Origin of the sequence: Priestia megaterium (assembly GCF_009497655.1) — a bacterium.
Lineage (GTDB): Bacteria > Bacillota > Bacilli > Bacillales > Bacillaceae_H > Priestia > Priestia zanthoxyli.
Map to the genome: position 1 here is coordinate 3,964,017 of NZ_CP023317.1, position 26,126 is coordinate 3,990,142.

General features: G+C 39.0%; 26 protein-coding genes. All 26 read right to left on the reverse strand.

Features of this window, described 5'->3' with window-relative positions; translation table 11 throughout:
- Positions 1-8 precede the first annotated feature (8 nt).
- Entirely contained in the window at positions 9-1,601 is a 1,593-nt protein-coding gene (fliF, locus tag CEQ83_RS20275; RefSeq protein ID WP_048019845.1) for a flagellar basal-body MS-ring/collar protein FliF, read from the reverse strand.
- A 49-nt stretch (positions 1,602-1,650) separates the two neighbouring features.
- On the reverse strand, positions 1,651-1,941 hold the full coding sequence (gene fliE, locus CEQ83_RS20280) for a flagellar hook-basal body complex protein FliE (RefSeq protein WP_028411433.1): 291 nt from the start codon (positions 1,939-1,941) through the stop codon (positions 1,651-1,653).
- A 12-nt stretch (positions 1,942-1,953) separates the two neighbouring features.
- Positions 1,954-2,403 (reverse strand): flagellar basal body rod protein FlgC, encoded by a 450-nt coding sequence (gene flgC / locus CEQ83_RS20285; RefSeq protein ID WP_108674308.1) that lies wholly within the window; start codon positions 2,401-2,403, stop codon positions 1,954-1,956.
- A gap of 2 nt (positions 2,404-2,405) precedes the next feature.
- Positions 2,406-2,795 (reverse strand): flagellar basal body rod protein FlgB, encoded by a 390-nt coding sequence (gene flgB / locus CEQ83_RS20290; RefSeq protein WP_033579777.1) that lies wholly within the window; start codon positions 2,793-2,795, stop codon positions 2,406-2,408.
- Positions 2,796-3,238: 443 nt separating this feature from the next.
- Positions 3,239-4,018, reverse strand: coding sequence for a GTP-sensing pleiotropic transcriptional regulator CodY (gene codY / locus CEQ83_RS20295; RefSeq protein WP_013058882.1), 780 nt, complete (start codon positions 4,016-4,018; stop codon positions 3,239-3,241).
- 28 nt (positions 4,019-4,046) lie between these two features.
- Positions 4,047-5,447 (reverse strand): ATP-dependent protease ATPase subunit HslU, encoded by a 1,401-nt coding sequence (gene hslU / locus CEQ83_RS20300; RefSeq protein ID WP_013084801.1) that lies wholly within the window; start codon positions 5,445-5,447, stop codon positions 4,047-4,049.
- Positions 5,448-5,463: 16 nt separating this feature from the next.
- Positions 5,464-6,006 (reverse strand): ATP-dependent protease subunit HslV, encoded by a 543-nt coding sequence (gene hslV, locus CEQ83_RS20305; protein WP_013058884.1) that lies wholly within the window; start codon positions 6,004-6,006, stop codon positions 5,464-5,466.
- Positions 6,007-6,020: 14 nt separating this feature from the next.
- Positions 6,021-6,923, reverse strand: coding sequence for a tyrosine recombinase XerC (xerC, locus tag CEQ83_RS20310; protein WP_014458427.1), 903 nt, complete (start codon positions 6,921-6,923; stop codon positions 6,021-6,023).
- Positions 6,924-6,988: 65 nt separating this feature from the next.
- The gene (trmFO, locus tag CEQ83_RS20315) at positions 6,989-8,293 is read right to left on the reverse strand and encodes an FADH(2)-oxidizing methylenetetrahydrofolate--tRNA-(uracil(54)-C(5))-methyltransferase TrmFO (RefSeq protein ID WP_028411436.1); all 1,305 of its coding nucleotides are present in this window, start codon (positions 8,291-8,293) and stop codon (positions 6,989-6,991) included.
- 206 nt (positions 8,294-8,499) lie between these two features.
- Positions 8,500-10,575 (reverse strand): type I DNA topoisomerase, encoded by a 2,076-nt coding sequence (topA, locus tag CEQ83_RS20320; protein ID WP_028411437.1) that lies wholly within the window; start codon positions 10,573-10,575, stop codon positions 8,500-8,502.
- 154 nt (positions 10,576-10,729) lie between these two features.
- Complete coding sequence (gene dprA, locus CEQ83_RS20325; protein WP_033579776.1) at positions 10,730-11,611, reverse strand: DNA-processing protein DprA; 882 nt, start codon at positions 11,609-11,611, stop codon at positions 10,730-10,732.
- 63 nt (positions 11,612-11,674) lie between these two features.
- Positions 11,675-12,577 carry a succinate--CoA ligase subunit alpha gene (gene sucD, locus CEQ83_RS20330; RefSeq protein ID WP_013058889.1) on the reverse strand — a complete coding sequence of 301 codons (903 nt, stop codon included), beginning with the start codon at positions 12,575-12,577 and terminating at the stop codon, positions 11,675-11,677.
- Positions 12,578-12,595: 18 nt separating this feature from the next.
- The gene (sucC, locus tag CEQ83_RS20335) at positions 12,596-13,756 is read right to left on the reverse strand and encodes an ADP-forming succinate--CoA ligase subunit beta (RefSeq protein WP_013058890.1); all 1,161 of its coding nucleotides are present in this window, start codon (positions 13,754-13,756) and stop codon (positions 12,596-12,598) included.
- Between the two features lie 368 nt (positions 13,757-14,124).
- Positions 14,125-14,892: a ribonuclease HII gene (locus CEQ83_RS20340; protein ID WP_155017485.1), complete on the reverse strand. Its 768-nt coding sequence runs from the start codon at positions 14,890-14,892 to the stop codon at positions 14,125-14,127.
- Between the two features lie 107 nt (positions 14,893-14,999).
- Positions 15,000-15,866: a ribosome biogenesis GTPase YlqF gene (ylqF, locus tag CEQ83_RS20345; protein WP_025750333.1), complete on the reverse strand. Its 867-nt coding sequence runs from the start codon at positions 15,864-15,866 to the stop codon at positions 15,000-15,002.
- Positions 15,867-15,887: 21 nt separating this feature from the next.
- Positions 15,888-16,439 carry a signal peptidase I gene (gene lepB / locus CEQ83_RS20350; protein ID WP_013058893.1) on the reverse strand — a complete coding sequence of 184 codons (552 nt, stop codon included), beginning with the start codon at positions 16,437-16,439 and terminating at the stop codon, positions 15,888-15,890.
- Between the two features lie 180 nt (positions 16,440-16,619).
- Complete coding sequence (gene rplS / locus CEQ83_RS20355) at positions 16,620-16,964, reverse strand: 50S ribosomal protein L19 (protein WP_013084808.1); 345 nt, start codon at positions 16,962-16,964, stop codon at positions 16,620-16,622.
- Positions 16,965-17,125: 161 nt separating this feature from the next.
- Entirely contained in the window at positions 17,126-17,866 is a 741-nt protein-coding gene (trmD, locus tag CEQ83_RS20360) for a tRNA (guanosine(37)-N1)-methyltransferase TrmD (protein ID WP_028411441.1), read from the reverse strand.
- Positions 17,866-18,378, reverse strand: coding sequence for a ribosome maturation factor RimM (rimM, locus tag CEQ83_RS20365; protein WP_028411442.1), 513 nt, complete (start codon positions 18,376-18,378; stop codon positions 17,866-17,868). The genes trmD and rimM overlap by 1 nt, the downstream gene beginning before the upstream one ends.
- 12 nt (positions 18,379-18,390) lie before the next feature.
- A complete protein-coding gene (locus tag CEQ83_RS20370; protein ID WP_013058897.1) occupies positions 18,391-18,774 on the reverse strand; it encodes a YlqD family protein in 384 nt (127 codons plus the stop codon).
- A 151-nt stretch (positions 18,775-18,925) separates the two neighbouring features.
- On the reverse strand, positions 18,926-19,156 hold the full coding sequence (locus tag CEQ83_RS20375) for a KH domain-containing protein (RefSeq protein WP_013058898.1): 231 nt from the start codon (positions 19,154-19,156) through the stop codon (positions 18,926-18,928).
- Positions 19,157-19,167: 11 nt separating this feature from the next.
- Positions 19,168-19,440: a 30S ribosomal protein S16 gene (rpsP, locus tag CEQ83_RS20380; RefSeq protein WP_013058899.1), complete on the reverse strand. Its 273-nt coding sequence runs from the start codon at positions 19,438-19,440 to the stop codon at positions 19,168-19,170.
- Positions 19,441-19,577: 137 nt separating this feature from the next.
- Entirely contained in the window at positions 19,578-20,921 is a 1,344-nt protein-coding gene (gene ffh / locus CEQ83_RS20385) for a signal recognition particle protein (protein WP_028411443.1), read from the reverse strand.
- 12 nt (positions 20,922-20,933) lie between these two features.
- A complete protein-coding gene (locus CEQ83_RS20390; protein ID WP_025750337.1) occupies positions 20,934-21,266 on the reverse strand; it encodes a putative DNA-binding protein in 333 nt (110 codons plus the stop codon).
- 273 nt (positions 21,267-21,539) lie between these two features.
- Positions 21,540-22,538: a signal recognition particle-docking protein FtsY gene (gene ftsY / locus CEQ83_RS20395; RefSeq protein ID WP_013058902.1), complete on the reverse strand. Its 999-nt coding sequence runs from the start codon at positions 22,536-22,538 to the stop codon at positions 21,540-21,542.
- Positions 22,539-22,563: 25 nt separating this feature from the next.
- Positions 22,564-26,124 (reverse strand): chromosome segregation protein SMC, encoded by a 3,561-nt coding sequence (gene smc / locus CEQ83_RS20400; RefSeq protein ID WP_063248577.1) that lies wholly within the window; start codon positions 26,122-26,124, stop codon positions 22,564-22,566.
- Positions 26,125-26,126: the final 2 nt, after the last annotated feature.

Consider the following 26,126-nt stretch of genomic DNA (forward strand, 5'->3'; position numbering starts at 1 on the left):
CTTTCCTCCTAATCCTCACTAATCCATGTTCGTAGCAGCTTTGCAAACTCTTCTGGGTCTTGCTTCGCTAACGTTTCAAGATTGCTTTTTGTTTGCTGTTCAGCACTTAAAACAGGGGCTTTTTGTGCCGCTTCATATGCTTCAAAAGTTTCATCATACTCTTCATCATATTCGTCTTCATCTAAGTCTTGACGCCTTTTCCTAACCAACAGCACAATAAGAACAACAATAATAAGCAGCAGTGCTCCTCCGATTATATACATCCACAATGGAATCGAACTTGCTGTGCTGTCAGCTGTTTCTTGTCCATTAAACGGCTGAACGGAAACGGTAATCTTATCGCTGACCGCGTTATCCGAGAGAGCTTTCGTATTTGCATCTTTTGAAATAGAAGTACGGACAATTGTACCTAACATTTTTTGAACGTCTGACTCAAGTGTATCGGACACTTGTGATTTCCCTTTTGCATTGGAGGGATCTATCATTACTTGAATGCCAAGGTCTTGAATTTTGTATGGACTTTCAACGATTTCTTTATGAATTCGATTCACTTCATAATTAATACGTTCTTCGTTTTTTTCGTAGTCTCCGTCTCCACTTGCTGTGCTAGATGAGTAATTTGTTGTATCTTCTTCTCCTGTTCCAGCAACGCCTCCATCTTGAGCATTTTTACCAGAAAATGTTTCATTGATTTTTTCAGCGCTAACGGCAATTCCTTGCATATTATCTTTATCAACAGGCTCTACTAGCTTTTCTTCGCGATTTTCCTGTGTAAAATCAAGATCTGCTGTAACAGAGACCATTACTTTGTCTTGACCGACCAGTCTTCCTAGCATTTGCTGTACTTGACGCTGAATATCCCGCTCAACTTCTTTTTTCGCTTCGTTCTGCGAAGCAAATGAGCTAGAAGCTGAATCCGTTTCATTTCCTTTTAAATCAAAGTACTCAAAATATTGGTTCATAATGACGATATTATCTGTAGGAAGGTTTGGCACACTTTTGGATACTAAATGATAAAGAGATTTAATTTGCTGATCATCAAATTTATAACCAGCCTTTGTATTAAGCACAATCGATGCAGAGGCTTCTCCCTGCTTTTCATTCGCCCATACACTTTCATTGGGAAGGGTAATCATCACTTTTGCATCGTTGACTCCTTGAATGTTTTTCATTAAGTTAGCCAATTCAGTTTGCATCGCATCGAGTTTTAACACATCAAATTCATTGTCTGTCATACCAAAGCTCGCATTTTTCCCAAAAAACGAATAGTCGATACTTCCGCTATCAGGAATTCCTTGTGCAGCTAAATCAACTTTTAGCGAGTCAACGCTTTGTTCAGGCACCGAAATGGTTGTTCCATTATCAGAGATTTCTGAAGGAACGCTTCTAGCATCAAGCTCTGCTTTGATTTGTCCTGTTTCTTGAGCCGATAGATTGCTATAAAGAGGGACAAATTTATCTTTGTTTAAGAAAACAGATGCTAAACTAATGACTAGAATAGCCGCAAGAGGAGCAGCGATAAGGGCTATTTTCTGTCCTTTTTTGCGGTTATTCCAAAAGACTTTCATCTTATCTCGATAAAGAGCTATTCTTTCATTCATGGTATTCCTCCGGTTATTACTATTTTCATTTTCTTTAATAACCGCTCAATTACATTTGCATTCTCATCATTTCCTGATAGGCTTCAACAGCTTTATTGCGTATTTCAAGAGCCGTTTGCATCGTAATACTTGCTTTTTGAGCAGTAATCATTACATCTTGGAGTTCGACATTTTCTCCTTTAGCAAGCTTTTCAGTCGCTATATCCGAAGCGCGTTGAGCATTGTTTAACTCATTGATTGAGTCTTTTAAAAACGTTGAAAACTGTTGAGTTGTTTGTCCAGTGCCAGTCGAAGCGGCTGTTTTTGCTATTGCTATTTGATTGCTGATACCATTAATCATTTTATCGCTCCTTTATTTTCCAATTTCTAACGCCTTTGTTAATATACTTTTGTTTGTATTAATGACCGTCACGTTTGCTTCATAGGATCGAGTAGCACTAATTAAATCCGTCATTTCCTTTAAGGGATCTACGTTCGGCATCTGCACGTACCCTTGGTCATTAGCATCTGGATGCGTCGGATTATATACTAAATTAAAAGGAGTATTATCTTCTACGATATCTGTGACTTTTACACCATTGTTTTGACTTTTATTGATTTCAGAGTGTAAGAGAGACGAAAAAGAAGGCGAACGATCAGACTGCATGACAACCATTTTTCTTTTGTAAGGCTGCCACTCACCATTAACGTACGTCCCTCTTGTCGTTTCAGCATTCGCCATGTTAGATGAAACAACGTCCATCCTTAAACGATTGGCAGTTAAAGCTGAAGATGTAATATTCATATTTTGAAAAATAGTCAAACTTATCTCCCCCCTCTAATGACTGTTTGAAGAGAATTAAATTTTCCGTTTAAACGATCTACTAGCGCCTCATAGTAAATTTGATTTTCAGCCATATCCGCCATCTCTTTATCCATATCCACATTGTTTCCATTTGCTTGATAGGAAGTGTTTCCTTGCTGGGTAATCACTCGCTGGGATGAATCGGAAAATGGGATATGTTTTGAATCAGTCTGATATGCTTCTAACTCGTTATGTAATAAATCTCGAAATTCACTCGTACGCGATACTGTTTTCGATTTATAATTTGGAGTATCAACGTTTGCGATATTTTGTGCAATCGTCTGCTGCTTTTGTGACGCGTAGCTAATTCCATTTTCAATTGTTTGAAAAGTAGTTGAAAACAAACTCAATTCTTACACCTGCTTACCTATTCTATTTTTCTCAAAAATGAGACAAATTTCGACTTTAGTACCATAGAACTTATTGTAAGAAAAACTTCATGCAATGTCTATCCTTTTTTAAGAACTTTTGGACTATAAACCAAAATTTTCATTCGATTTCCAAGCATATTTTAACATCAATGCTGTACTTTAGCTCTATTTTTTTAATTTAAAATCAAAATGCATACCATAAGTCCTGAACAATATGTAATAAAAGTAACGATTTGTAATCAACTAGTATCTTTTTACTATTTAAAGATTCTATAATATAATTTTTAGATTTTTATATGAAGTTTGTTAAAGATTTATAAAAATAGTGAACGAATCGTCTTAACCCAGAGCGAACCTTTTCATACTGAGAGCATATAAAAAAAGCACACGGGCTTTGCCCGTGTGCTTTTTGGTTCATAAACTTAGTTAGATTTTAATTTTTCAAGCTCTACTAAGAATTTGTTGTTAAGAACTTTAATGTAAGTTCCTTTCATTCCTAGCGAACGTGATTCGATAACGCCAGCACTTTCTAATTTACGTAGCGCATTTACGATTACTGAACGTGTAATTCCAACGCGGTCAGCAATTTTACTTGCGACTAATAGTCCTTCATTTCCATTTAACTCTTCAAAGATGTGCTCAATAGCTTCTAACTCACTGTATGATAATGAGCTAATTGCCATTTGTACAACAGCTTTGCTACGCGCTTCTTCTTCAATCTCTTCTGCTTTTTCACGAAGAATTTCCATACCTACTACCGTTGCACCGTATTCAGCAAGGATTAAATCATCGTCTTCGAACTGACGGTCTAAACGAGATAGTACAAGCGTACCTAGACGCTCTCCGCCTCCGATAATTGGAACGATTGTTGTTAGTCCTGCATCAAATAAGTCTTTATTTTCAACTGGGAAAGCTGTATATTGACTTTCAATGTTTAAATTAGAAGATGTTTCTTGAATGTTAAATAGGCTTTGAGTATATTCTTCTGGGAACTGGCGTGCTTCTAACATATCTTTCATGCGCGCATTCTCAATTTGCTGTTTAACAGCGATTCCTAATAATTTACCGCGACGACTTACTACGAATACGTTTGATTCGATCACTTCGCAAAGTGTTTCAGCCATTTCTTTAAAGTTTACTGGTTTACCAGCTGCTTTTTGTAGCATTGCATTAATCTTTCTAGTTTTCCCTAATAAATCCATTAGTACTCTTCCTCCTGCGATTTCAGTTCTATAAAATAAATTGACTCAAATCTTTGTTTTTAGCGATTTTTTCTAATTTTTCTTCCACATACTGCGGAGTAATCACAATTTTCTCTAATGTTACTTCTGGTGCTTCAAACGATAAATCCTCTAGCAAACGTTCTAAAATCGTATGAAGCCTTCTTGCACCAATATTGTCTGTATCTTGATTTACCTGATATGCAATTTCTGCAATCTTACGTATAGCATCGTCAGAAAATTCAATTTGTATACCTTCAGTTTCCAATAATGCCGCATATTGCTTTAATAACGCATTATCTGGCTCTACTAAAATGTTTATAAAATCTTCAACGGTTAGCTTCGTTAATTCAACGCGAATTGGGAATCGACCTTGCAATTCTGGAATTAAATCCGACGGTTTTGATACATGGAAAGCACCAGCTGCTACAAATAAAACATGATCAGTTTTGACTGCACCATATTTGGTAACAATCGTTGATCCTTCTACAATTGGTAAAATATCTCGCTGCACGCCTTCACGTGAAACATCAGCGGAAGATGAATTACCACTTTTTTGAGCAATTTTATCAATTTCGTCAATGAAAATAATTCCGTATTGTTCTGCACGATTCACAGCTTCTTGCGTCACTTCATCCATATCAATCAATTTTTGCGCTTCTTCATTTGTTAATACTTTTCGTGCATCTTTAACAGTAAGTTTGCGCTTTTTTTGTTTTTTAGGCATAAAATTGCTTAAGGCATCCTGCATGTTCATGCCCATTTGTTCCATACCCGAACCTTGTAACATATCAAACATAGAAGGCTGTTGCTCTTCTACTTCAATTGTGACATAATGATTTTCAAGCTCTCCTAGAGCAAGCTGATGAGCAATCTGCTTGCGCTTCGTTGCAATATTCGTTTCCTCATCTTGATCAGGATCTGCATCGCTTGACTGTGTACCGTTTGAAAAAATCATTTCAAACGGATTTTTAAACGATTGCTGCTTCTTTTTGCTTGGAACAAGAAGCTCCACTATCCGCTTGTTTGCATTTTCTTCTGCACGATCACGCACGCCGTTCATTTTTTCTTCTTTCACAAGTCGAACTGACGTTTCCACTAAATCACGAACCATTGATTCCACATCGCGTCCTACATATCCAACTTCCGTAAATTTTGTTGCCTCAACCTTAATAAAAGGTGCACCGACAAGCTTAGCTAAGCGGCGTGCAATCTCGGTTTTACCCACACCTGTAGGACCAATCATTAAAATGTTTTTCGGCACAACTTCATCACGTAAAGATTCGTCTAGCAGACCGCGGCGATAGCGATTTCTCAGCGCAACAGCGACCGCTTTCTTTGCCTTCGTTTGACCAATAATATACTGATCGAGCTTTTCTACAATTTGTCGAGGTGTTAAATGAGAATTCATAAAAAAATCCCCTTTCCTACAGTTCTTCTACAATAATATGATCATTTGTATAAACACATATCTCACTTGCTACATCTAAAGCTGCTTTTGCAATTTCTTTAGCTGTTAAATGTTCGCCTGCATGTTGTTTTAATGCACGTCCCGCTGATAAAGCATAATTTCCGCCTGATCCAATTGCTAAAATGCCGTCGTCCGGTTCAATAACTTCACCCGTTCCTGATACTAACAGTAAGTTATCTTTGTTCATAACAATAAGCATTGCTTCTAACTTTCGCAATACTTTGTCACTTCTCCATTGTTTAGCAAGCTCCACGGCTGCACGCTGAAGATTTCCGTTATACTCTTCAAGCTTCGTTTCAAATAATTCAAAAAGAGTGAATGCATCAGCTACTGAACCTGCAAAGCCGGCAAGAACTTGCCCTTGAAATAGACGTCTTACTTTTCGAGCAGTATGTTTCATCACAACAGCATTTCCAAACGTTACTTGTCCGTCCCCAGACATGGCACATTGACCGTTATGCTGAACTGCAAAAATCGTAGTAGCATGGAAAGTAGACAAATTAACTCCTCCTTTTATGCGCGAGGATGGTGATTCATATAAACTGCCTTTAAACGATCCTTCGTCACATGTGTGTATATTTGAGTGGTTGATAAATGTTCATGACCTAGCATTTCTTGAACTGTACGTAAATCTGCCCCTTCATTTAACATATGAGTCGCAAAAGTATGCCGCAAAACGTGTGGACTAATATGTATATTCTCAGCGGTTTTCTTTACTAACTGATCAATGACTAAGCGTATGCCTCGGTCTGTCAACGGTGTCCCCTTATAATTTAAAAAGAGCGAATGAGTATCAGAAGGAGCCTTTTTTAAAAGAAGCTTTCTTCCATTATCTATATATACTCTAAGAGCGTCCTTGGCATAACAGCCAAATGGCACGTACCGTTGTTTTTTCCCTTTGCCATATACGAGCAAAGTTTGAAGTGAAAAATCTATATCGCTAAGCTTAATAGATGCACATTCACTCACTCGTATTCCGGTGGCATACAGCAATTCTAAGAGAGACTGATTACGCTGCCCTAACGGAGTTGTTAAGTCATTCATTTGAAATAATTTCACAATCTCCTCTTCATACAGGAAGCGAGGATTTCTCTCTTCCTTTTTAGGAAGGGTAACGAGCGCAAATGGATTATCTTCTACTAATTCTTCTCTATTTAAGTAACGATAAAACGTTCTCAAACAAGAAATTTTGCGTGACATCGATCTTTTTGAATACTGCTTTTCATATAGGCGTGTTAAAAACAGCCTTGCATCAGCATATGTAACACTTTGTAGGTTTTGTATTTGCTCTTCCTGCATAAAAGACATGAAGATACCTATGTCTTTTTCATAGCAGTCAACTGTATATTTTGAATAATTTTTCTCAATTTGTAAATATTCTAGAAAGGAATTTAATACATCTTTAACAAATTCCAATGTTATCACCTCACAAGGGCTACTAAATATTATCACAATTAAGTAGCCCTTGCAAACAATTTTGATTATTTTGTTGTAAAATTCTGAATAGTTTCCAATGCTCGTTTAGCCAGCGTTTCATTTCGTTCTTGTTTGTTTTTGATTCGCACTTCCAATTCTTTGAATAAGCCAAAGTTGGCATTCATCGGCTGGAAGTTTTTGGCGTTTGTATGTGTGATATAGTGAGCCATACTGCCAATCGCTGTTTCCTGCGGCAATACAACCAATTCTTCACCAAGCACGAGTCGAGCCGCGTTCATTCCTGCCATTAATCCGCTCGCAGCTGATTCTACATATCCTTCTACTCCCGTCATTTGTCCAGCAAAGAATAAGTCATCACGCTCGCGATATTGATACGTAGGCTTTAACAATTTAGGAGAATTAATAAACGTATTTCTATGCATAACTCCGTAGCGTACTACTTCTGCATTTTCTAAACCTGGGATTAAGCTTAATACTTCTTTTTGTGCTCCCCATTTTAAATGTGTTTGGAAACCTACAATATTATATAGTGTACCTGCTGCATCATCTTGACGAAGCTGAACAACTGCATAAGGTCGCTTTCCTGTTTTCGGATCTTCTAACCCAACTGGTTTCATTGGTCCAAAGAGCATTGTTTTTTCTCCGCGTGAAGCCATTACTTCAATCGGCATACATCCTTCAAAATAAATTTCTTTCTCAAATTCTTTTAAAGGAACCGTCTCTGCATTGATTAATGCTTCATGAAAGCGCTGGAATTCTTCTTTTGTCATCGGACAGTTTAAATAGGCAGCTTCCCCTTTGTCATAGCGAGATTTAAGATATACTTTATCCATATCAATGCTGTCTTTTTCAATAATAGGTGCAGCCGCATCGTAAAAATATAAATAATCTTCACTTGTTAACGCGCGCAGCTGTTCCGATAAATCTTTTGACGTTAGCGGACCTGTTGCAATAACAGTTGGTCCCTGTGGAATTTCCGTAATTTCTTCATTAACAACCGTTACGTTCGGATGGTTTTTAACGCTTTCCGTCACACGAGAGGCAAATTCGTGACGATCAACAGCCAGTGCTCCACCTGCTGGAACCGCACACTCGTCTGCTGAACGAATAATGACAGAGTCTAATAATCGCATTTCTTCTTTTAGCACACCCACTGCATTTGTTAATGTATTCGCACGCAGTGAATTACTACATACTAATTCAGCAAATTTGTCCGTATGATGAGCAGGTGTTTGCTTTACTGGTCTCATCTCATAAAGACGGACTTTCAAACCGCGCTTTGCGATTTGCCAAGCTGCTTCACTTCCAGCAAGACCTGCTCCAATAACATTAATTACTTGTTCATTCATTGTAAATCCTCCAACTTCATTTCTATCTTTTCTATCATTTTACTTATTCATTCACTTGTCTTTTCCTTTTTTAACGGGACAAAGAAAATGCGACATTACTCAATGTCGCTAATAACGTTTCCATTTTAGCACATGAAGCAATGTCGCCGCATCTTATATAACTGCTATTTTTAAATTTAAAGTGTGGGAATTCATCCCATTCTCTTTTACTGCTGAGCTTCCTCTTTATAATCACAACTTGTACAGACCACTTGAGTTCCTTTTTTCTGTTTCTTCTCTACAAGCAGATTTTCACATTTCGGACATTTTCTTGCAATCGGTTTATCCCAAGATACGAAGTCACAGCCCGGGAATCGATCACAGCCATAAAATGTACGCTTTTTCTTCGATTTTCGCTCAACGATATTTCCTTCTTCACATTTCGGACACTTTACGCCAATCTCTTTTACAATTGGCTTCGTGTTGCGACAGTCAGGGAAATTAGAGCATGCCATAAATTTTCCGTAGCGTCCCATTTTGTATACCATAGGTGAACCGCATTCTTCACAGTCTTCTCCGGCAGGTTCATCTTTAATCTCCACTTCGCGCATTTCTTTTTCAGCATGTTCTAAGCGTTTTTCAAAATCACTGTAAAATTCGTCAATAACACGCACCCATTGAACATTACCATCTTCCACTTCATCCAAATCGTTTTCCATTTTAGCTGTAAACTCTACATCTAAAATTTCCGGAAAAAACTCCAATACAAGCTCTAGTACAATTTCTCCAAGTTCTGTTGGAACAAAACGCTTGTTATCGAGCGCTACGTATCCGCGCTTTTGAATCGTATCAAGTGTTGGAGCATATGTAGACGGTCGGCCAATGCCTAGCTCTTCTAATGTCTTAACTAAACGAGCTTCTGTATATCTTGGCGGCGGCTGTGTGAAGTGCTGCTTTTCATCGATGTCCTTAGAATAAGCTACTTCTCCTTCTTCTAAGTCTGGAAGAAGATTTTCTTTTTCCTCCACTTGATCATCATTGCCTTCAACATACACTTTCATAAAACCTGGAAATTTAACTTTTGAGCCGTTCGCTCTAAATGTTACGTCTCCATTTTTCAAATCTACAGCCATTGTATCCATAATGGCAGGTGCCATTTGACTAGCAACGAAGCGCTCCCATACTAACTTATACAGTCGATACTGATCACGCGATAAGAACTCTTTTACCTCTCCTGGTTTACGAAGAGCTGAAGTTGGACGAATCGCTTCGTGGGCATCTTGCGCATTTGAATTCTTCTTTTCTTTACGCTTTTCCGTTGCCACAAACTGATTTCCGTACGCGTTCGTAATGTAATCTCTAGCTTCTGTTTGAGCTGTTTCTGAAATACGAGTAGAATCGGTACGCATATACGTGATAAGACCTACTGTACCTTCTTTTCCTAAATCAATTCCTTCATATAATTGCTGCGCAATCATCATCGTTTTTTTCGCTCGGAAGTTCAGTTTCCGCGCTGCCTCTTGCTGTAATGAAGACGTGGTAAAAGAAGGAGCCGCATTACGCTTTCGCTCACGTTTTGTTACTTTAGAAATTGAAAATTCGTTTCCATCTAATTGTTTAACAATGTTGGTTACATCATCTTCATTCGATAGCTCTACTTTTTTCCCTTGATATTCGATTAACTGGCCTTCAAACTGGTCGTTCCCTTTTTGAAAAGTTGCTTTTACCGTCCAGTATTCTTCTGGGATAAACTTTGCAATTTCTTTTTCACGATCAATAATTAACCGCACTGCAATTGATTGAACCCTTCCGGCACTTAATCCTTTTTTCACTTTTTTCCACAGCAATGGACTGATATTGTAGCCAACCAGCCTGTCAAGAATACGTCGTGCTTGTTGAGCATCTACTAAATCCATATTAATTGCTCGTGGATGTTTAAAAGATTCTTTAATCGCTTCTTTTGTAATCTCGTTAAATACTACGCGGCAGTCCGATGCAATGTCTACATCCAAACTGTGCGCCAAATGCCATGCAATCGCTTCTCCTTCACGGTCTGGATCGGCTGCTAGGTAAATCTTTTTTGCTTTTTTAGCCGCTGTTTTTAGTTCTTTTAAAACCGGGCCTTTCCCGCGAATTGTAATATATTTCGGGTTGTAATCTTGTTCAATATCAATTCCCATTTGACTTTTAGGTAAATCGCGAACATGTCCCATCGATGCTTTTACTTTATATTTCTTTCCTAAATAACGTTCAATTGTTTTAGCCTTTGCAGGCGATTCTACAATTACTAGGTAGTCAGACATCTATTTGTTCCTCCTCAAGAGGTAGAATAAAATCTTCATTATTATTAAATATTTGGTTCTTGTTTGTCAAATGTCAAAAAGATAAGTCATACGATTTTCCTACGTATCTCACTAGTATTTCATACCATGCAAGAATATGACTACTTTGAAACATTCATCTTATATACATCATTTCATCTGTAATATCAGCAGCGCTTTGCACAAGTTTTGCCCCTAATTGGATTAACTTATTCGTTCCACATGATGTTTCTTCAAAAATAGAACCCGGTATGGCAAATACTTCTCTTCCTTGCTGAAGCGCCTGGTCGGCGGTAATAAAAGATCCACTTCTTTCTTTTGCTTGCACCACCAACGTGCCTCCTGTTAATCCGCTAATGATTCTGTTTCTGCGAGGGAAAAACCATTTCGTCGGCTTCATAAACGGGGCATATTCAGAAAGCAGCAAATGATGCTGCGCAATTTCTCTTGCTAAATTTTGGTTTCCTCTTGGGTAAATATTATAAAACCCTCCGCCTAAAACTGCAATCGTTTTAGCTTTTTCAGCGATAGCCAGTTCATGAGCAGCCTGGTCAATTCCTAAGGCTAGCCCACTCACAACGACAAATTCTTCATGCAGCATCGGCTTAACAATACGAGTTAAAGCTGCAGTTCCATATGAAGTAGGATTTCTTGTTCCTACAACGCTTAAGCTTGCCGGAGCGTGTAAAAGAGACAAGTTCCCCCTTGCAAATAATACCCAAGGCGGATCATAAATATGGCGCAAAAGTTCAGGATATTCATCATCTAAGATGGTGACACATCGAATATTCTCAGCGTCATATTTATCTAGAATATCTCGTATTGGAATAGTTTGCAAATCTTTTTTTATTTGATTAGCACGTTCAATCGAGAGAGTCAATAGTTTTTGAAGCTGTGATGGAGAGTACTCGTAGAGATTTTGTAATGAAGAATTCTGTTGAAGTAGCGTAAAAATTTGTTTCCAATTAACAGATGGACAATGTGCTAAATGAATTAATTTTTCCCGTAAACCAGACATTCTACAATCTCCTTTTTAAATGGACAAAATAGCCCCCGGTCAAAGGAGGCTATATGTCTTCTATTAATGAGTCTTACACTGCTCGTAAATGCCTTGTTCTTTTAACACTTTAATAAGTGTTTCTCCCATAACAGATGGTGTTTCAGCTACTTGGATACCGCACTCATTCATTGTTTTAATTTTTTCAGACGCTGTCCCTTTACCACCTGAAATAATCGCACCAGCATGGCCCATACGTTTTCCTGGAGGCGCTGTTTGACCGCCAATGAAGCCGACAACAGGTTTTGTCATATTTGCTTTTACCCATTCTGCCGCTTCTTCTTCTGCTGTACCGCCGATTTCCCCAATCATAATTACTGCATACGTATCTTCATCTTCATTAAACGCTTTTAATACATCGATAAAGTTCGTGCCATTCACCGGGTCACCGCCGATACCAACAGCTGTTGATTGGCCAATTCCAGCTTCAGAAAGTTGGTGAACAGCTTCATATGTTAATGTACCAGAACGCGAAACTACACCTACATGACCTTTTTTGTGAATGTACCCTGGCATAATGCCAATTTTACATTCTTCCGGTGTAATAACACCTGGGCAGTTAGGCCCTACAAGACGCGTACGTTTTCCTTCCATATAACGCTTTACTTTTACCATATCTAATACTGGAATACCTTCTGTAATACAAATAACTAAATCTAAATCTGCGTCAACTGCTTCAATAATGGAGTCAGCTGCGAATGCTGGTGGAACATATACAACAGAAGCCGTTGCGCCTGTTTTTTCTTTCGCCTCGGCAACCGTATTAAATACCGGAACACCTTCTACTTCTAAGCCGCCTTTACCCGGCGTTACGCCACCAACAATTTTTGTTCCATATTCTAACATTTGCTGTGTATGAAAAAGGCCAACTCCGCCTGTAATTCCTTGTACAATTACTTTTGTATCTTGATTAATAAATACGCTCATTCCTATCCCCCAGCCTTTCTATTTCACTAGTGAAACGATTTTTTGTGCGCCGTCTGCCATAGATTCAGCAGCTGTGATATTTAAGCCTGATTTTTGTAAAATTTCTTTTCCAAGTTCAACGTTTGTTCCTTCTAAGCGAACAACTAATGGAAGGCTTAATCCAACTTGTTTTGTTGCTTCAACAACACCTGTTGCAATAACATCACATTTCATAATTCCGCCGAAAATATTAACGAAAATACCTTTTACATTTTGGTCAGATAAAATAATTTTAAATGCTTCTGTTACTTTTTCAGCAGTTGCGCCGCCCCCAACATCCAGGAAGTTAGCAGGGTCGCCTCCGTAATGCTTAATAATATCCATCGTTGCCATCGCTAAACCTGCACCGTTTACCATACAACCGATATTACCGTCTAGTGAAATGTAGCTTAAGTCGTATTTAGATGCTTCAATTTCTTTAGCATCTTCCTCTTCAAGGTCACGATATTCAAGAATATCTTTTTGGCGATACAGCGCATTTGAATCAAAGTTTAACTTCGCATCCAATGCCATAACGTCTCCGTCACCTGTTACAACTAGAGGGTTAATCTCTGCAATTGAGCAGTCTTTTTCAACAAATACTGTATATAAACCTGTCATGAATTTAACTGCTTTTCCAACTAGTTCTTTTGGAATATTAATATTAAATGCAAGTCTGCGAGCTTGGAATGCTTGTAAACCAATCGCAGGATCTACATATTCTTTAAAGATTTTTTCAGGCGTTTTTTCCGCCACTTCTTCAATTTCAGTTCCACCTTCTTCAGAACCCATCAATACAACTTGAGACGTTGCACGATCAAGAACTAAACCGATGTAGTATTCTTTCTTAATATCGCATCCCTCTTCAACTAACAAGCGCTTAACTTCTTTTCCTTCAGGGCCTGTTTGGTGCGTTACGAGGGTCTTTCCTAAAATATCTTGTGCATATGTACGAACTTCATCTAAGTTTTTTGCTACTTTGACACCGCCCGCTTTACCGCGTCCACCAGCATGGATTTGTGCTTTCACCACTGATACTTGTGAACCTAATTCCTTTGCTGCTTCAACTGCTTCTTCAACAGTAAAAGCTACTCGACCGTTTGGTACTGCAACCCCATATTTTCTGAGTAGTTCTTTTCCTTGATACTCATGGATATTCATTTCCCATCCTCCTAACATAATCAACCACAAAACTATACTGCACAAAATAGACTGCGCTTTCATTGTATAAAAATAATTGTCTAATTGTCTACTATTCTAGTGAAAAATATTGAAATAATAAGAAAATTGATATTTTTATGGAGATAGTACTTAACCATACCTTATGAAGTAGATGAGGCTCTGCGGACGTTAAACGTGTGGTTGATCATGTAAATCAACCTTCATAACTAAAGCACACTGAGAGGAAAATAATTTACGAATTTTTCCCGCTGCAATATCTCCGCTTACATAGGCTATATTCTTTTTAAGCCTAGAATCCCGCATTGAAACATGCGCTAAAAAGCAGAGATATGCTCGGGTATCATGTTCTAGTTTACTTGGTTTTTTATCGGTGCAAAAGATCGGCGGTGTTCTGGCAAAATTCCATATTGTTCGATTGCTTCTAAATGTTGTTTTGTTCCATATCCCATATGTTTTTCGAGTCCGTATGCAGGATAGCGTTCACCAAGTTCTTTCATCATTCGATCTCGCGTCACTTTTGCAATAACAGAACTTGCAGCAATTGAAATGCTTGTAGCATCGCCTTTAATGATTGACTGCTGTGAAATAGGCACCGGCAGCTTCATCGCATCAATGAGCAGTTCATCAGGCTGAACTGCCAGCAGTTCAATGGCTTCAGTCATTGCCTTTTTTGTTGCTTCGTAAATATTAATAGAATCAATGACCTCTGCGTCTATAATCCCTATACCGATAGCGACAGCTTTTTTACAAATTTCTTCATAAAACGCTTCTCGCTTTGCTTCTGATAACTTCTTTGAATCCGTCAGACCAGGGAGAAAAAAATCGGGAGGCAAAATAACAGCAGCCGCTACTACCGGTCCTGCTAACGGTCCTCTTCCTACTTCGTCTACTCCGGCAATATAAGTTGCTCCTTGCCTATATAATTCATTTTCATATGCCATCATTTCATCAAACTGTTGCTTCAAGCGCTCAGCCGCTTCAAATTGCCTTTGTTTTTGAATAATAACCTGCTGCACACCTTTACGCTCATCTTGCGCATATGCCTTAAATAAAGCATCTTCCGGGCTTCTCACTTGCTTTAGTTCCTCTTTTATTTCCTTAATACTCTTTTTCATTAGCTCCACCTTCTTTATATCAACATTTTCACGCGGCACTTTCACATAAAAAACGCCTCATGCTGAAAAGGCAGAGGCGTTTTTTGCTTCAGTTCGCAATGTGTTGCTTACAGCTGTTGTTCAGCTTCACTTGGATCATCAAATGTAAAGGTGCCAATTTTATCCGTTCGAATTTCTCGAAGAACAAGCTCAGCTGTTTTATCGTAATCCACCATGCCGCCACCCATTAAACAGCCGCGGCGCGACCCAATTGCATCAAAAAGCTCTACAATGTCTTCAGGGATTTCATTTAAATCATAACGCTGCTTTAATTGTTCTGGGTAATGGCTAGTTAAGAAGCGCAGCGCATAAACAGCGACATCTTGCATATTTAAAATGGTATCTTTGATAGCACCCGTTGTCGCAAGCTTATATCCAACTGTTTCATCTTCAAACTTAGGCCACAAAATACCTGGCGTATCAAGCAGCTCTAGCTCGTTTCCTACCTTAATCCACTGCTGTGCCTGCGTCACACCTGGACGATCTCCCGTCTTGGCGATTTTTTTGCTGGCAAGGCGATTAATTAGCGTTGATTTACCGACGTTAGGAATCCCTACAATCATCGCACGGATAGCGCGGGGTTTTTTAACTCCTTTTGCGCGCATGCGGTCAAACTTCTCTTGAAGAAGTTCTTTAGAAGACGAAACAATTTGTTTCATTCCTTTACCTGCTTGTGCGTCAATAGCTAAGGCATAAATACCTTGTTCTTTGTAATAATCTAACCACTGCTGAGTGACGCGCGGATCCGCTTTGTCCACTTTATTCAACAATACGATTCTGGGCTTGTTCACAATAATCTCATCAATCATTGGATTTCGCGATGATTGCGGAATGCGTGCATCAACCAGTTCGTATACAATATCAATCAATTTTAGCTTTTCAGTTACTTGTCTTCTGGCCTTGGCCATATGGCCAGGAAACCATTGAATTGTCATATTTTACTCACCTTTTATATTTTACTTTGCAAAACGCGCTTCTTTAATCGGCCAGTATACGGCACTCGTTTTACCAAGCACCTTGTCCATACTCACAAAGCCAATCTGACGGCTGTCTTTACTGTAGCGTCGATTGTCTCCCATCACGAACAAATAGCCTTCTGGCACGGTCTTTTTACCCGTTACGTCTTCTAGTTTAAAATCTTCGGTTAAATTACCGTCAATCACTTCTTTTTTATACTGATCTAAATAGGGCTCTTTATAAGCTTTTCCATTTACATATAGCGTATCATTTCGATACTCAATATGATCACCCGGCAGTCCGATAATACGTTTTATGTAATCTTTTTCCGCTGTAGCATGAAAAACAATAATATCAAAGCGATCAGGATCACCAATCTTATAGGAGAACTTATTTACAATCATTCGATTCTGGTCATGCAGCGTAGGCATCATAGAAAGTCCATCTACTACAATCGGTGCAAACAAAAAATAGCGAATTACAACAGCTAACAGTACGGCAATGGCGATTGCTTTTATCCATTCCCACAGTTCATTTTTCTTTCGAGCCATCTTCAGTCCTCCAACTCTTATGTCATACCTTTATTTTAAACGATAATGTTTGAAACGCCTAATAAATAAATAGAATAAAAAAATGATGACTTGTACGTCTATTTTTCACTGTCAGAGAACGAATCGTTCTAAAAAAACATTTGAAAAAAGGAGCTTGTATAAACAAGCTCCCCTTTACTATTATCGAATTTCTTTAATACGCGCAGCTTTACCACGTAATTCACGTAGGTAATAAAGTTTCGCACGGCGTACTTTACCGCGGCGCATTACTTCGATTTTTGCAATTTTTGGCGTATGAAGTGGGAATGTACGCTCTACACCTACACCGTAAGAAATCTTACGTACTGTAAATGTTTCGCTGATACCACCGCCACGACGCTTAATAACAACACCTTCAAATACCTGAACACGTTCACGAGTACCCTCAACGATATTTACGTGTACACGTACAGTATCACCAGGACGGAACGTAGGAAGATCTGTTTTTAATTGTTCTTTTGTAATCTCTTCGATTAATTTTTGCATCGCGTGTTTCAACTCCTTCCAACAGACGCTCATACCAATGCTTTTCAATCATTGCAGCGGAACATCGTTATAGGTGACCAGACATCTGCCCAAGCCACAAAATCTATCTTAGCACACTCTTATACTGTATGCAACAGAGTTTATGCATAAATTTTATGGATTTATGAAAGGTTGTTTTCCTCTTTTAATTGAGCTACTAGTTTCTTTTGCTCTTCCGTTAGCTCCATCTTTTCAAGCATATCGGGTCTTCGAAGCAACGTGCGCTTTAAAGACTCTTTTTGGCGCCACTGTTCAATTTTTTTATGATTTCCTGACATAAGTACTTCAGGAACTGTTAAGCCTCTAAAATCAGCAGGACGCGTATAGTGGGGGTGCTCTAGTAAACCTGTACTGTGTGAGTCTTGTACAGCTGAATGATTATTGCCAAGCACATCGGGAAGCAAGCGAACAACGCTATCGATCACAACCATTGCACCAAGCTCTCCTCCAGTTAATACATAGTCACCAATTGAAATTTCATCAGTTACCAGCTGCTCACGAATTCGTTCATCATATCCTTCGTAATGACCGCAAATAAAAATTAAATGCTCTTCTGCTGCTAGTTCTTCTGCTTTTGCCTGTGTATAGCGTTCGCCCTGCGGACAAAGCAAAACTACCCGGGGCTTCTTAGCTGATTCAGTCAGCTTTTCTACAGCGTCAAAAATAGGCTGAGGTGTCAATACCATTCCAGCACCTCCGCCGTAAGGATAATCGTCCACATTTTGATGTTTGTTCGTAGAATATTCTCGGAAATTAACTACATTCAGTTCAACCGCATTTTTTTCCTGTGCTTTTTTCAAAATTGATTCACCAAAAACACCGTCAAACATAGAAGGAAATAGCGATAGTACATCAATTTTCATTAGTCCAATAACCCTTCCATTACTGTAATAACAATCTCTTTTTCCTCTATATCAATAGATTGTACAACGTCGTCGATGTAAGGAATAAGAACTTCTTTTCCGCCTTTTTTAACGACCCACACATCATTAGCTCCCGGCGTTAAAATTTCTTTGACCGTTCCTACCTCTACTCCGTCTTCTGTTTTTACTGTACAGCCAATAATTTCGTGGAAATAAAATTCACCGTCTTCTAAATCCGTTAGCTGCTCCTCAGGAATTTTCACTTCGCAGTTTTTGTACTGCTCAACATCATTTACGTTGTGATAGCCTTCGAATGTAAGCAGATCAAAATTTTTATGCCTGCGATGGCTTGCTACCGTTACTTCTACCGGCTCGCTTTGCTTTTCTTTGAAGATATAAAGTTTATTTCCTTTTTCATAGCGCTCATCAGCAAAATCCGTAGTTGATACAATACGAATTTCTCCTTTTACACCATGGGTATTCACAATTTTTCCAACCTTAAACCATTTCATGCTTCTTCACCTCTATCTAATCTCAACAACTTTGCTATCTTTTATAATAATTGTTTTACTTTCTTTTATCTTTTCCCAATCATCGCCGATTTTTACCTCTACTAAGGCATCCAGTTCCGTTTCAACGAGTTCGCTCCCTAAAGGAAGCTTTTCTAATTGCGTCAGCTGAAAGTTCAACACTTCAATTTTTTCAAGGCGAGCGGATTTTTCTTTTTCAAATTGACTATGTAATAAAGAAGAACCTTTATTGGCTTTTTCCATGTGCTTTAACTGAAATTTCAGCTGTTCCATTTCCTTTTCAAGCGCCTGCTTGCGGTTTATAAAACGATTTTCAAGATCTTGTTTGCTTGCTTCAGTTAACACTTGTTTCACAACCACTTTTTGAATAATGTTCAAAACGTTCCCTCCGCCCTCAAGATAGTGACCTTGTGCTTTTTACATGCATATTGAAATAGCTGCTTCTTGCTCGCAAAAGACTTACTGTGATCAAAACGTTCATCTTATCATAACATAAAAAAAGGGGGAGGTTATCCCTCTCCCTTTTTGATTACTCTTGAATTTTCACATACACTTTTTTACCTTGCTGTGATGCTGCTGCATTCACAACAGTTCGAATCGCTTTTGCAACGCGGCCTTGTTTGCCGATTACTTTGCCGACATCTTCTTGGTGAACAGTAAGGATGTAAGTCACTTGACGTTCATCTTCTTGTTCCTCCACTTTAACATCAGCTGGATAATCAACAAGCGGCTTTACAATTGTTTCGATTAGTGATGTCATCTCGAGTGAAATTATTTTCCTAATTTAGCATTATGGAATTTTTCCATGATGCCTTCGTTAGAGAAAAGGTTACGAACTGTATCAGATGGTTTAGCACCATTTTGTAACCATTTAAGAGCTAGCTCTTCATCGATTTTAACTTCAGCTGGTTGAACTACAGGATTGTAAGTTCCAACTACTTCGATGTAACGTCCATCACGTGGTGAACGAGAGTCTGCTGCTACGATACGATAGAAAGGAGATTTTTTAGCTCCCATACGTTTTAAACGAATTTTTACTGCCATTTTATAAAGCACCTCCGAATATGTTTCAACAAGATAATATAATATCAAATAGGTAAAATGTTTGTAAAGGTTTTTTTCTTAACACTAGAAAAATATTTTATTTTCTTTGGTTTTTTCAGTTCAAATCAAGCATTTTATCATGAAAAGAATGGAAGTTTCATACCCTTTTTCTTGCCTTTTGACATATTTGTCATTTGTTTCATCATTTTTTTCATGTCTTCAAATTGTTTAAGCAAACGATTGACTTCTTGTACAGAACGTCCGCTTCCTTTTGCAATACGCTTTCTTCGACTTGAATTAATGATTTCAGGGTTTGTTTTTTCCGCTTTCGTCATCGAACGAATAATTGCTTCTACATGATTAATTTGCTTTTCATCAACCTGCAGGTTTTTGAGCCCCTTTACTTTATTGGCGCCCGGAAGCATACCAATTAGCTCATCAAGCGGTCCCATTTGACGCACCTGAGCAAGTTGATCTAAAAAGTCATCAAATGTAAATGACTGCGTGCGCAGCTTAGCTTCAAGCTCTTTTGCCTTTTCAGCATCTACATTTGCCTGAGCCTTTTCGATAAGCGTCAGCACATCACCCATACCTAAGATACGGGAAGCCATACGCTCTGGGTGGAATGCTTCAATAGCATCCATCTTTTCTCCAAGACCGACAAACTTAATTGGTGTATCAGTTACTGCACGAATAGAAAGCGCTGCACCACCGCGCGTATCGCCGTCTAGTTTCGTTAATACAACGCCAGTTAATCCTAATTGCTTATTAAAGCTATCCGCAACGTTTACTGCATCTTGACCCGTCATCGCATCGACAACAAGGAAAATTTCGTCTGGGTTAGAAAGCTCTTTGATCTGTTCTAACTCCTCCATTAGATTTTCATCAACATGCAAACGTCCCGCTGTATCAATTAATACATAATCGTGATGCTCTTCTTTCGCATGAGCAATAGCTTGTTTCGCAATCTCCACAGGACTTACTTGATCACCTAATGAAAAAACAGACATGCTAAGCTGTTTCCCTAGTGTTTCAAGCTGTTTAATAGCTGCCGGACGATAAATATCTGCTGCTACAAGCAATGGATTACGGTTATATTTTTTACGTAATAAATTGGCAAGTTTACCAGTTGTTGTTGTTTTACCTGCACCTTGAAGTCCAACCATCATAATTACAGTTGGAGCTTTTGGAGCTACTGCAATCTTGCTTTGCTCTCCGCCCATAAGTGCAGTTAATTCTTCTTGTACAACCTTAATAACTTGCTGTCCAGGCGTTAAGCTCTTAAGAACGTCTTGACCTACAGCACGTTCGCTTACGCGCTTAACAAAGTCTTTTACTACTTTAAAGTTTACATCGGCTTCTAAAAGGGCAAGTCTAACTTCACGCATCATTTCTTTAACATCAGCTTCGTTAACTTTTCCTTTTCCTTTTAACTTTTGCAGTGTGCTTTGCAAACGGTCGGCTAATCCTTCAAATGCCATATACGCCGCCCCCTAATCTAATTTCTCGAGCGAATCAAGAAGAGAAGAAAGCTTACTGTTCTTGTGTAAGTCGGCTGCAAGTTCGTCTTTCAGTTGTTGAACAATTGATTGACGCTCTTGAAACCGTTGAAATAACAATAGCTTTTCCTCATATTGTTCAAGCATTTGCTCTGTACGTTTTATATTATCATAAACTGCTTGACGACTCACATCAAATTCTTCCGCTATTTCACCGAGGGAATAATCATCCAAGTAATAAAGTGACATATAACTTCTTTGTTTGGGCGTCAACAGCGCCTGATAGAAGTCAAATAAGTAATTCATTCTTGTTGTTTTCTCGAGCATATGCACGCTCTTTTCAACCATCTGACCGCCCCCTTGTTAAGTGAAAAGCCTTTACATGTTATTAGTTTAACTAGGCGAGGTTTGAATGTCAAGTTTTTTCCTTAACACCTCACATTTTTCCACTTAAAAGAGATGGAAACATAACTAAATTACTTCAATTTAAAGACGACTAAATATGAAACCTGCGTCCACCCTACTAATAAAAAGATCCGAACGATTAATCGTTCGGATCTTCCTTCAACGAAGATACTTTTATCCCAGCCTCTTTTTAGATTACGCCTCTTTTTCTGTTTCTTCTTCTACAGCATTGGCAAATAACCCATAGATATATTGCTCCGTGTCAAACGGCTGAAGGTCGTCTACTTTTTCTCCAAGTCCAACGAATTTAACAGGAAGCTTCAGTTCGTTTCGAATGGCAAGAACAATCCCGCCTTTAGCCGTACCATCTAGTTTTGTTAACACAATTCCAGTCACGTTCGTTGCTTCTGAGAATGTTTTAGCCTGACTTAAAGCGTTTTGACCCGTCGTCGCATCAAGTACGAGAAGCACTTCATGCGGAGCACCAGGAATTTCTCGCTCAATAACACGCTTTACTTTCTCTAATTCTTTCATTAAATTCACTTTGTTTTGAAGGCGACCTGCTGTATCACATAATAAAACATCTGCTTTTCGAGCCTTGGCTGACTGAACAGCGTCATACATGACAGCGGCAGGGTCAGAGCCTGCAGATTGCTTAATAACATCAACACCAACGCGTTCTCCCCATACTTCTAACTGCTCAATCGCACCAGCACGGAACGTATCTCCTGCCGCCATTACGACTTTTTTGCCTTCTTGTTTGAATTTATGTGCAATTTTCCCAATTGTTGTTGTTTTCCCAACGCCGTTTACCCCTACAAACAAAATAACCGTTAAATCATTTTGCTGCATATTTAATTCACCAATCTGCTCTTCACCAGATTCATAAATATCAATTAATTTCTCAGAGATGACAGCCTGTACATCTTGAGGGTCCTTAATATTACGGCGTTTCACTTCCGATTTTAAGTCATCAATTAAATCCAACACGGTAGCCACGCCGACATCAGCGCTAATTAAAATTTCCTCTAATTCCTCAAAAAACTCTTCGTCTACTTGACGATAGCGAGACACTAGATCATTCACACGTTCCGAAAAAGAATTGCGTGTTTTTGATAGTCCATCTTTAAATTTTTGTGTAACAGAATCCGTTTGCATTGTAATTTTTTCTTTTAATTTCTTAAAAAAGCTCATTCGTACCACCCTTTCATTCTATGAGTTAAACATATTGCTTTGATTCTTCTAAACGAACAGAGACTAATTTCGATACGCCAGATTCTTGCATTGTCACACCGTACAGTACGTCAGCTTCTTCCATTGTACCTTTTCGGTGAGTAATAACAATGAACTGTGTTTGATTACTAAATTTGCGTAGATACGTAGCGAAGCGATGAACGTTCGCTTCATCAAGCGCCGCTTCCACTTCATCTAGCACACAAAACGGCACCGGACGTACTTTCAAAATAGAAAACAGGAGGGCAATGGCTGTTAACGAACGCTCGCCGCCTGACAGCAACCCTAGATTCTGCAGTTTTTTCCCAGGAGGCTGGGCAACAATTTCCACTCCTGTATTTAATAAATCTTTCGGATCTGTTAATTTCAAATCCGCTTTTCCTCCTCCGAATAGTGAAGAGAACACTGTACCAAATTCATTGCGGATACGAGAGAACGTATCAGAAAAACGTTTCTTCATTTCCTCGTCCATTTCTTCAATCACTTGATACAGGGTATTTTTCGCTTCGTCGAGGTCAGCTCGCTGCGTATTTAAAAATTCATAGCGTTCTGAAACGCGTTCGTATTGTTCGATAGAACCTAAGTTTACGGTTCCTAATTCATCAATTGCCAGCTTAATGAGCTTGATTTTTTTCCTTGCTTCTTGAATATCTAATGTTAAAGGATACTTTTCTTTTGCTGCTTCAAAGCTAATTTCGTACTCTTCTGTCAGCTGCTGGAGACGGCTGTCTAGCTCTACGTCAATTCGATTGATTTTGACTTCTTCATCTTTTAAAGCATCCGTAATTTGTTTGTACTGACGCTGGAGCTCTTTTACAACCCTTTCTTCGTCTTCAAGCTTATTCTGGGCTTTCAACCGCTCTGATCTGCAGTCATCCATTAATTGTAACGTTTCTGTCTTTTCTTTTATTCGCTCATGCGCCGCTTCTTCGAGCTGAAGTTCACCCGAGTCGTTGCTCGTGATTTCACTCGTTAAAAGAGAAAGATCATCTGTAGCTTCAGACAAACGCTGAATGGTTTGATCAAGCTCAAAGCACACTCTTTCGTATTTTTCTTGCTGATTTGTGAGGAACTGTTCTTTTTTCGCAAGAAGCACTTTTACTTCTGTAAGCTCATGTTGAACCGTTTCTTTAGACGTTTGCTGTGTATGCTTGCGTGCAGCTAACTCTTCAATGTTTTTCTCTAATACATTTGCCTGCTGCTGATTTCCCTGCAAACTCGTATGCAGCTCATCAATTCGAGCGGACAAGCTTGTTTGATCTTGTCTAAAGCTAGCAATATCATGATCATACATGGTTAAGCGGTCATTCACTGCTTTTTCTTCGATGTCAATTTGCTTTACTTCTCGGTCAGATTCCTGCTCTTTGTCTTTCAAGCGTTCCACAAATGCCTGCTGTTTATTAATTTCCTGTTGAAGCTCTTCAATCTGTGACTTTTTATCTTTCACATCTTGCTCGAGCACAAGCGTCTTTTGTTCCATCTCTTCTATTTTTGCCGTAATGGCTTCCACTTCACGCTGACGGCCTAACAAAGAGTTGGACTTTTGCTTCATTGAACCGCCTGTCATCGAACCACCGGGGTTGACCACATCCCCTTTAACGGTCACAAAACGATAGCGATGCTGCACAAGGCGGGCAAGTTCATTCGCGCCTTTTAAATCATTGACAACAATAACGGTTCCAAGCAAATTTTTAATAACTCGGTCGTAAGTAGCTTCGTATTTAACAAGAGATGAAGCGATTCCTACATACGCTTCGTGACTCTCTAGCATAGAAATAGTTTGAGCCGGAACATAACGGTCTTTTACAGACGTCAGTGGTAAAAATGTAGCTCTTCCGTAACCGTTTTGTTTCAAAAAGCCAATTGCCTGACGGGCACTTTGTTCGTCTTGAACGACAATGTGCTGAGCTGCTCCTCCAAGCGCAATTTCAAGCGCTGTTTCATACTCTTTTGGGACATTAATTAGCTCAGCAATGGCACCTTTAATACCTGCAAGCTTCCCATCACGCGCTTTTAATACTTCTTTTACACCGTGAAAATAACCTTCATAGTCTTCTTGCATCTCTTCAAGCATTTCTTTTCGTGATTTTGTCTGTTGCACGTACTGATAAGCTTGATAAAGCGTAGACTCTTGTTTACGATAGGCTTGCCTTAATGACTCAAGCTTCTCTCCTTGCTGCTTATACACTTGTACAGCCTGCTGAAGCTCTTGACGAAACTGAGCGAGCCTTTTGATCGCCGCTTCTTTTCGCTGCGCTAATTCACGGCGCTGTTCGACGTATTGCTCGTTGGATTTTGTTAAGCGCTGCTCTTTTTCAAACGTTTGCATTTTTTGCTGCTCTAAAAATGAAATTTCATTTCGAGCGGATGTTTGAGCGTTCGCTAATTCAAAATATTCGCTTTTCATCTGTTCCAGTTTTTCTTCTAGATTCTCACTGTACTGCCTGAACAACTGTTCCTGCTCAGTAAGCTTCAGACGTATCTCTTGCACTTCTTTTTGAGATTGCTCAAGATCTTTTCCTTCGCTGTCTTTTGCTTTACTTAGCTCTTGATGCTTATGAGTATACTCTTTTACTAAACGTTCCAGCTGCTCTTTATTTTGAAAAGCATTTTTCTTACGCTCTTTTAATACTTCTTTTTTGCCTTCTAGCTTTTCTACTTCTTCACTTACATATAGTAGTTTTTTATGTAAAGAGTCTAGCTGTTCATCAATTTGCTGAATATGCGAACGAAGGGTCTGGATTTCTCCTTCACGCGTGCGAATATTGGTCGCGAGAGATTCTTCAAGCTGCTCGTGCTGAGCCATTTCAGCTTTTAATTTTTCCCATTTCTGATGAAGATCTTCAACTTCAAATACCGTAACAGCCACATCAATGTGCTCTAATTCTTCTTTTTTCTGCAAATAATCTTTTGCAATAGACGATTGAATCTGTAAAGGCTCTAACTGACCTTCAATTTCATGAAGAATATCTACTACTCGATTTAAATTTTCTTGCGTTTCGAGAAGCCGAAGCTCCGCTTTTCGTTTACGCGTTTTGTATTTTAATACACCTGCTGCTTCTTCAAAAATTTTACGGCGCTCGTCAGATTTACTGCTTAGTACTTCTTCTACTTTTCCTTGACTGATAATCGAAAAAGCTTCTCTTCCAAGTCCTGAGTCCATAAATAAATCGACAATATCTTTTAAACGGCACGGCTGGTTGTTAATAAAAAATTCACTGTCTCCTGAGCGGTACACGCGCCTTGTAATACTAACTTCATGATAATCAAGCGGGAGAAACTGGTCATCATTTTCCAAAGTCAGCGTTACGTCAGCCACGTTTACCGCACGGCGTGATTCGCTTCCTGCAAAAATAATGTCCTCCATTTTCCCTCCACGAAGCGATTTGGCTGACTGTTCTCCAAGCACCCAGCGTATAGCATCCGTAATGTTGCTTTTTCCGCTCCCATTCGGTCCTACTACCGCCGTTACACCTGGCACAAAATCTATCGATACTTTTTCTGCAAACGATTTGAACCCTGCAATATCTAATCGTTTGAGGAACATAG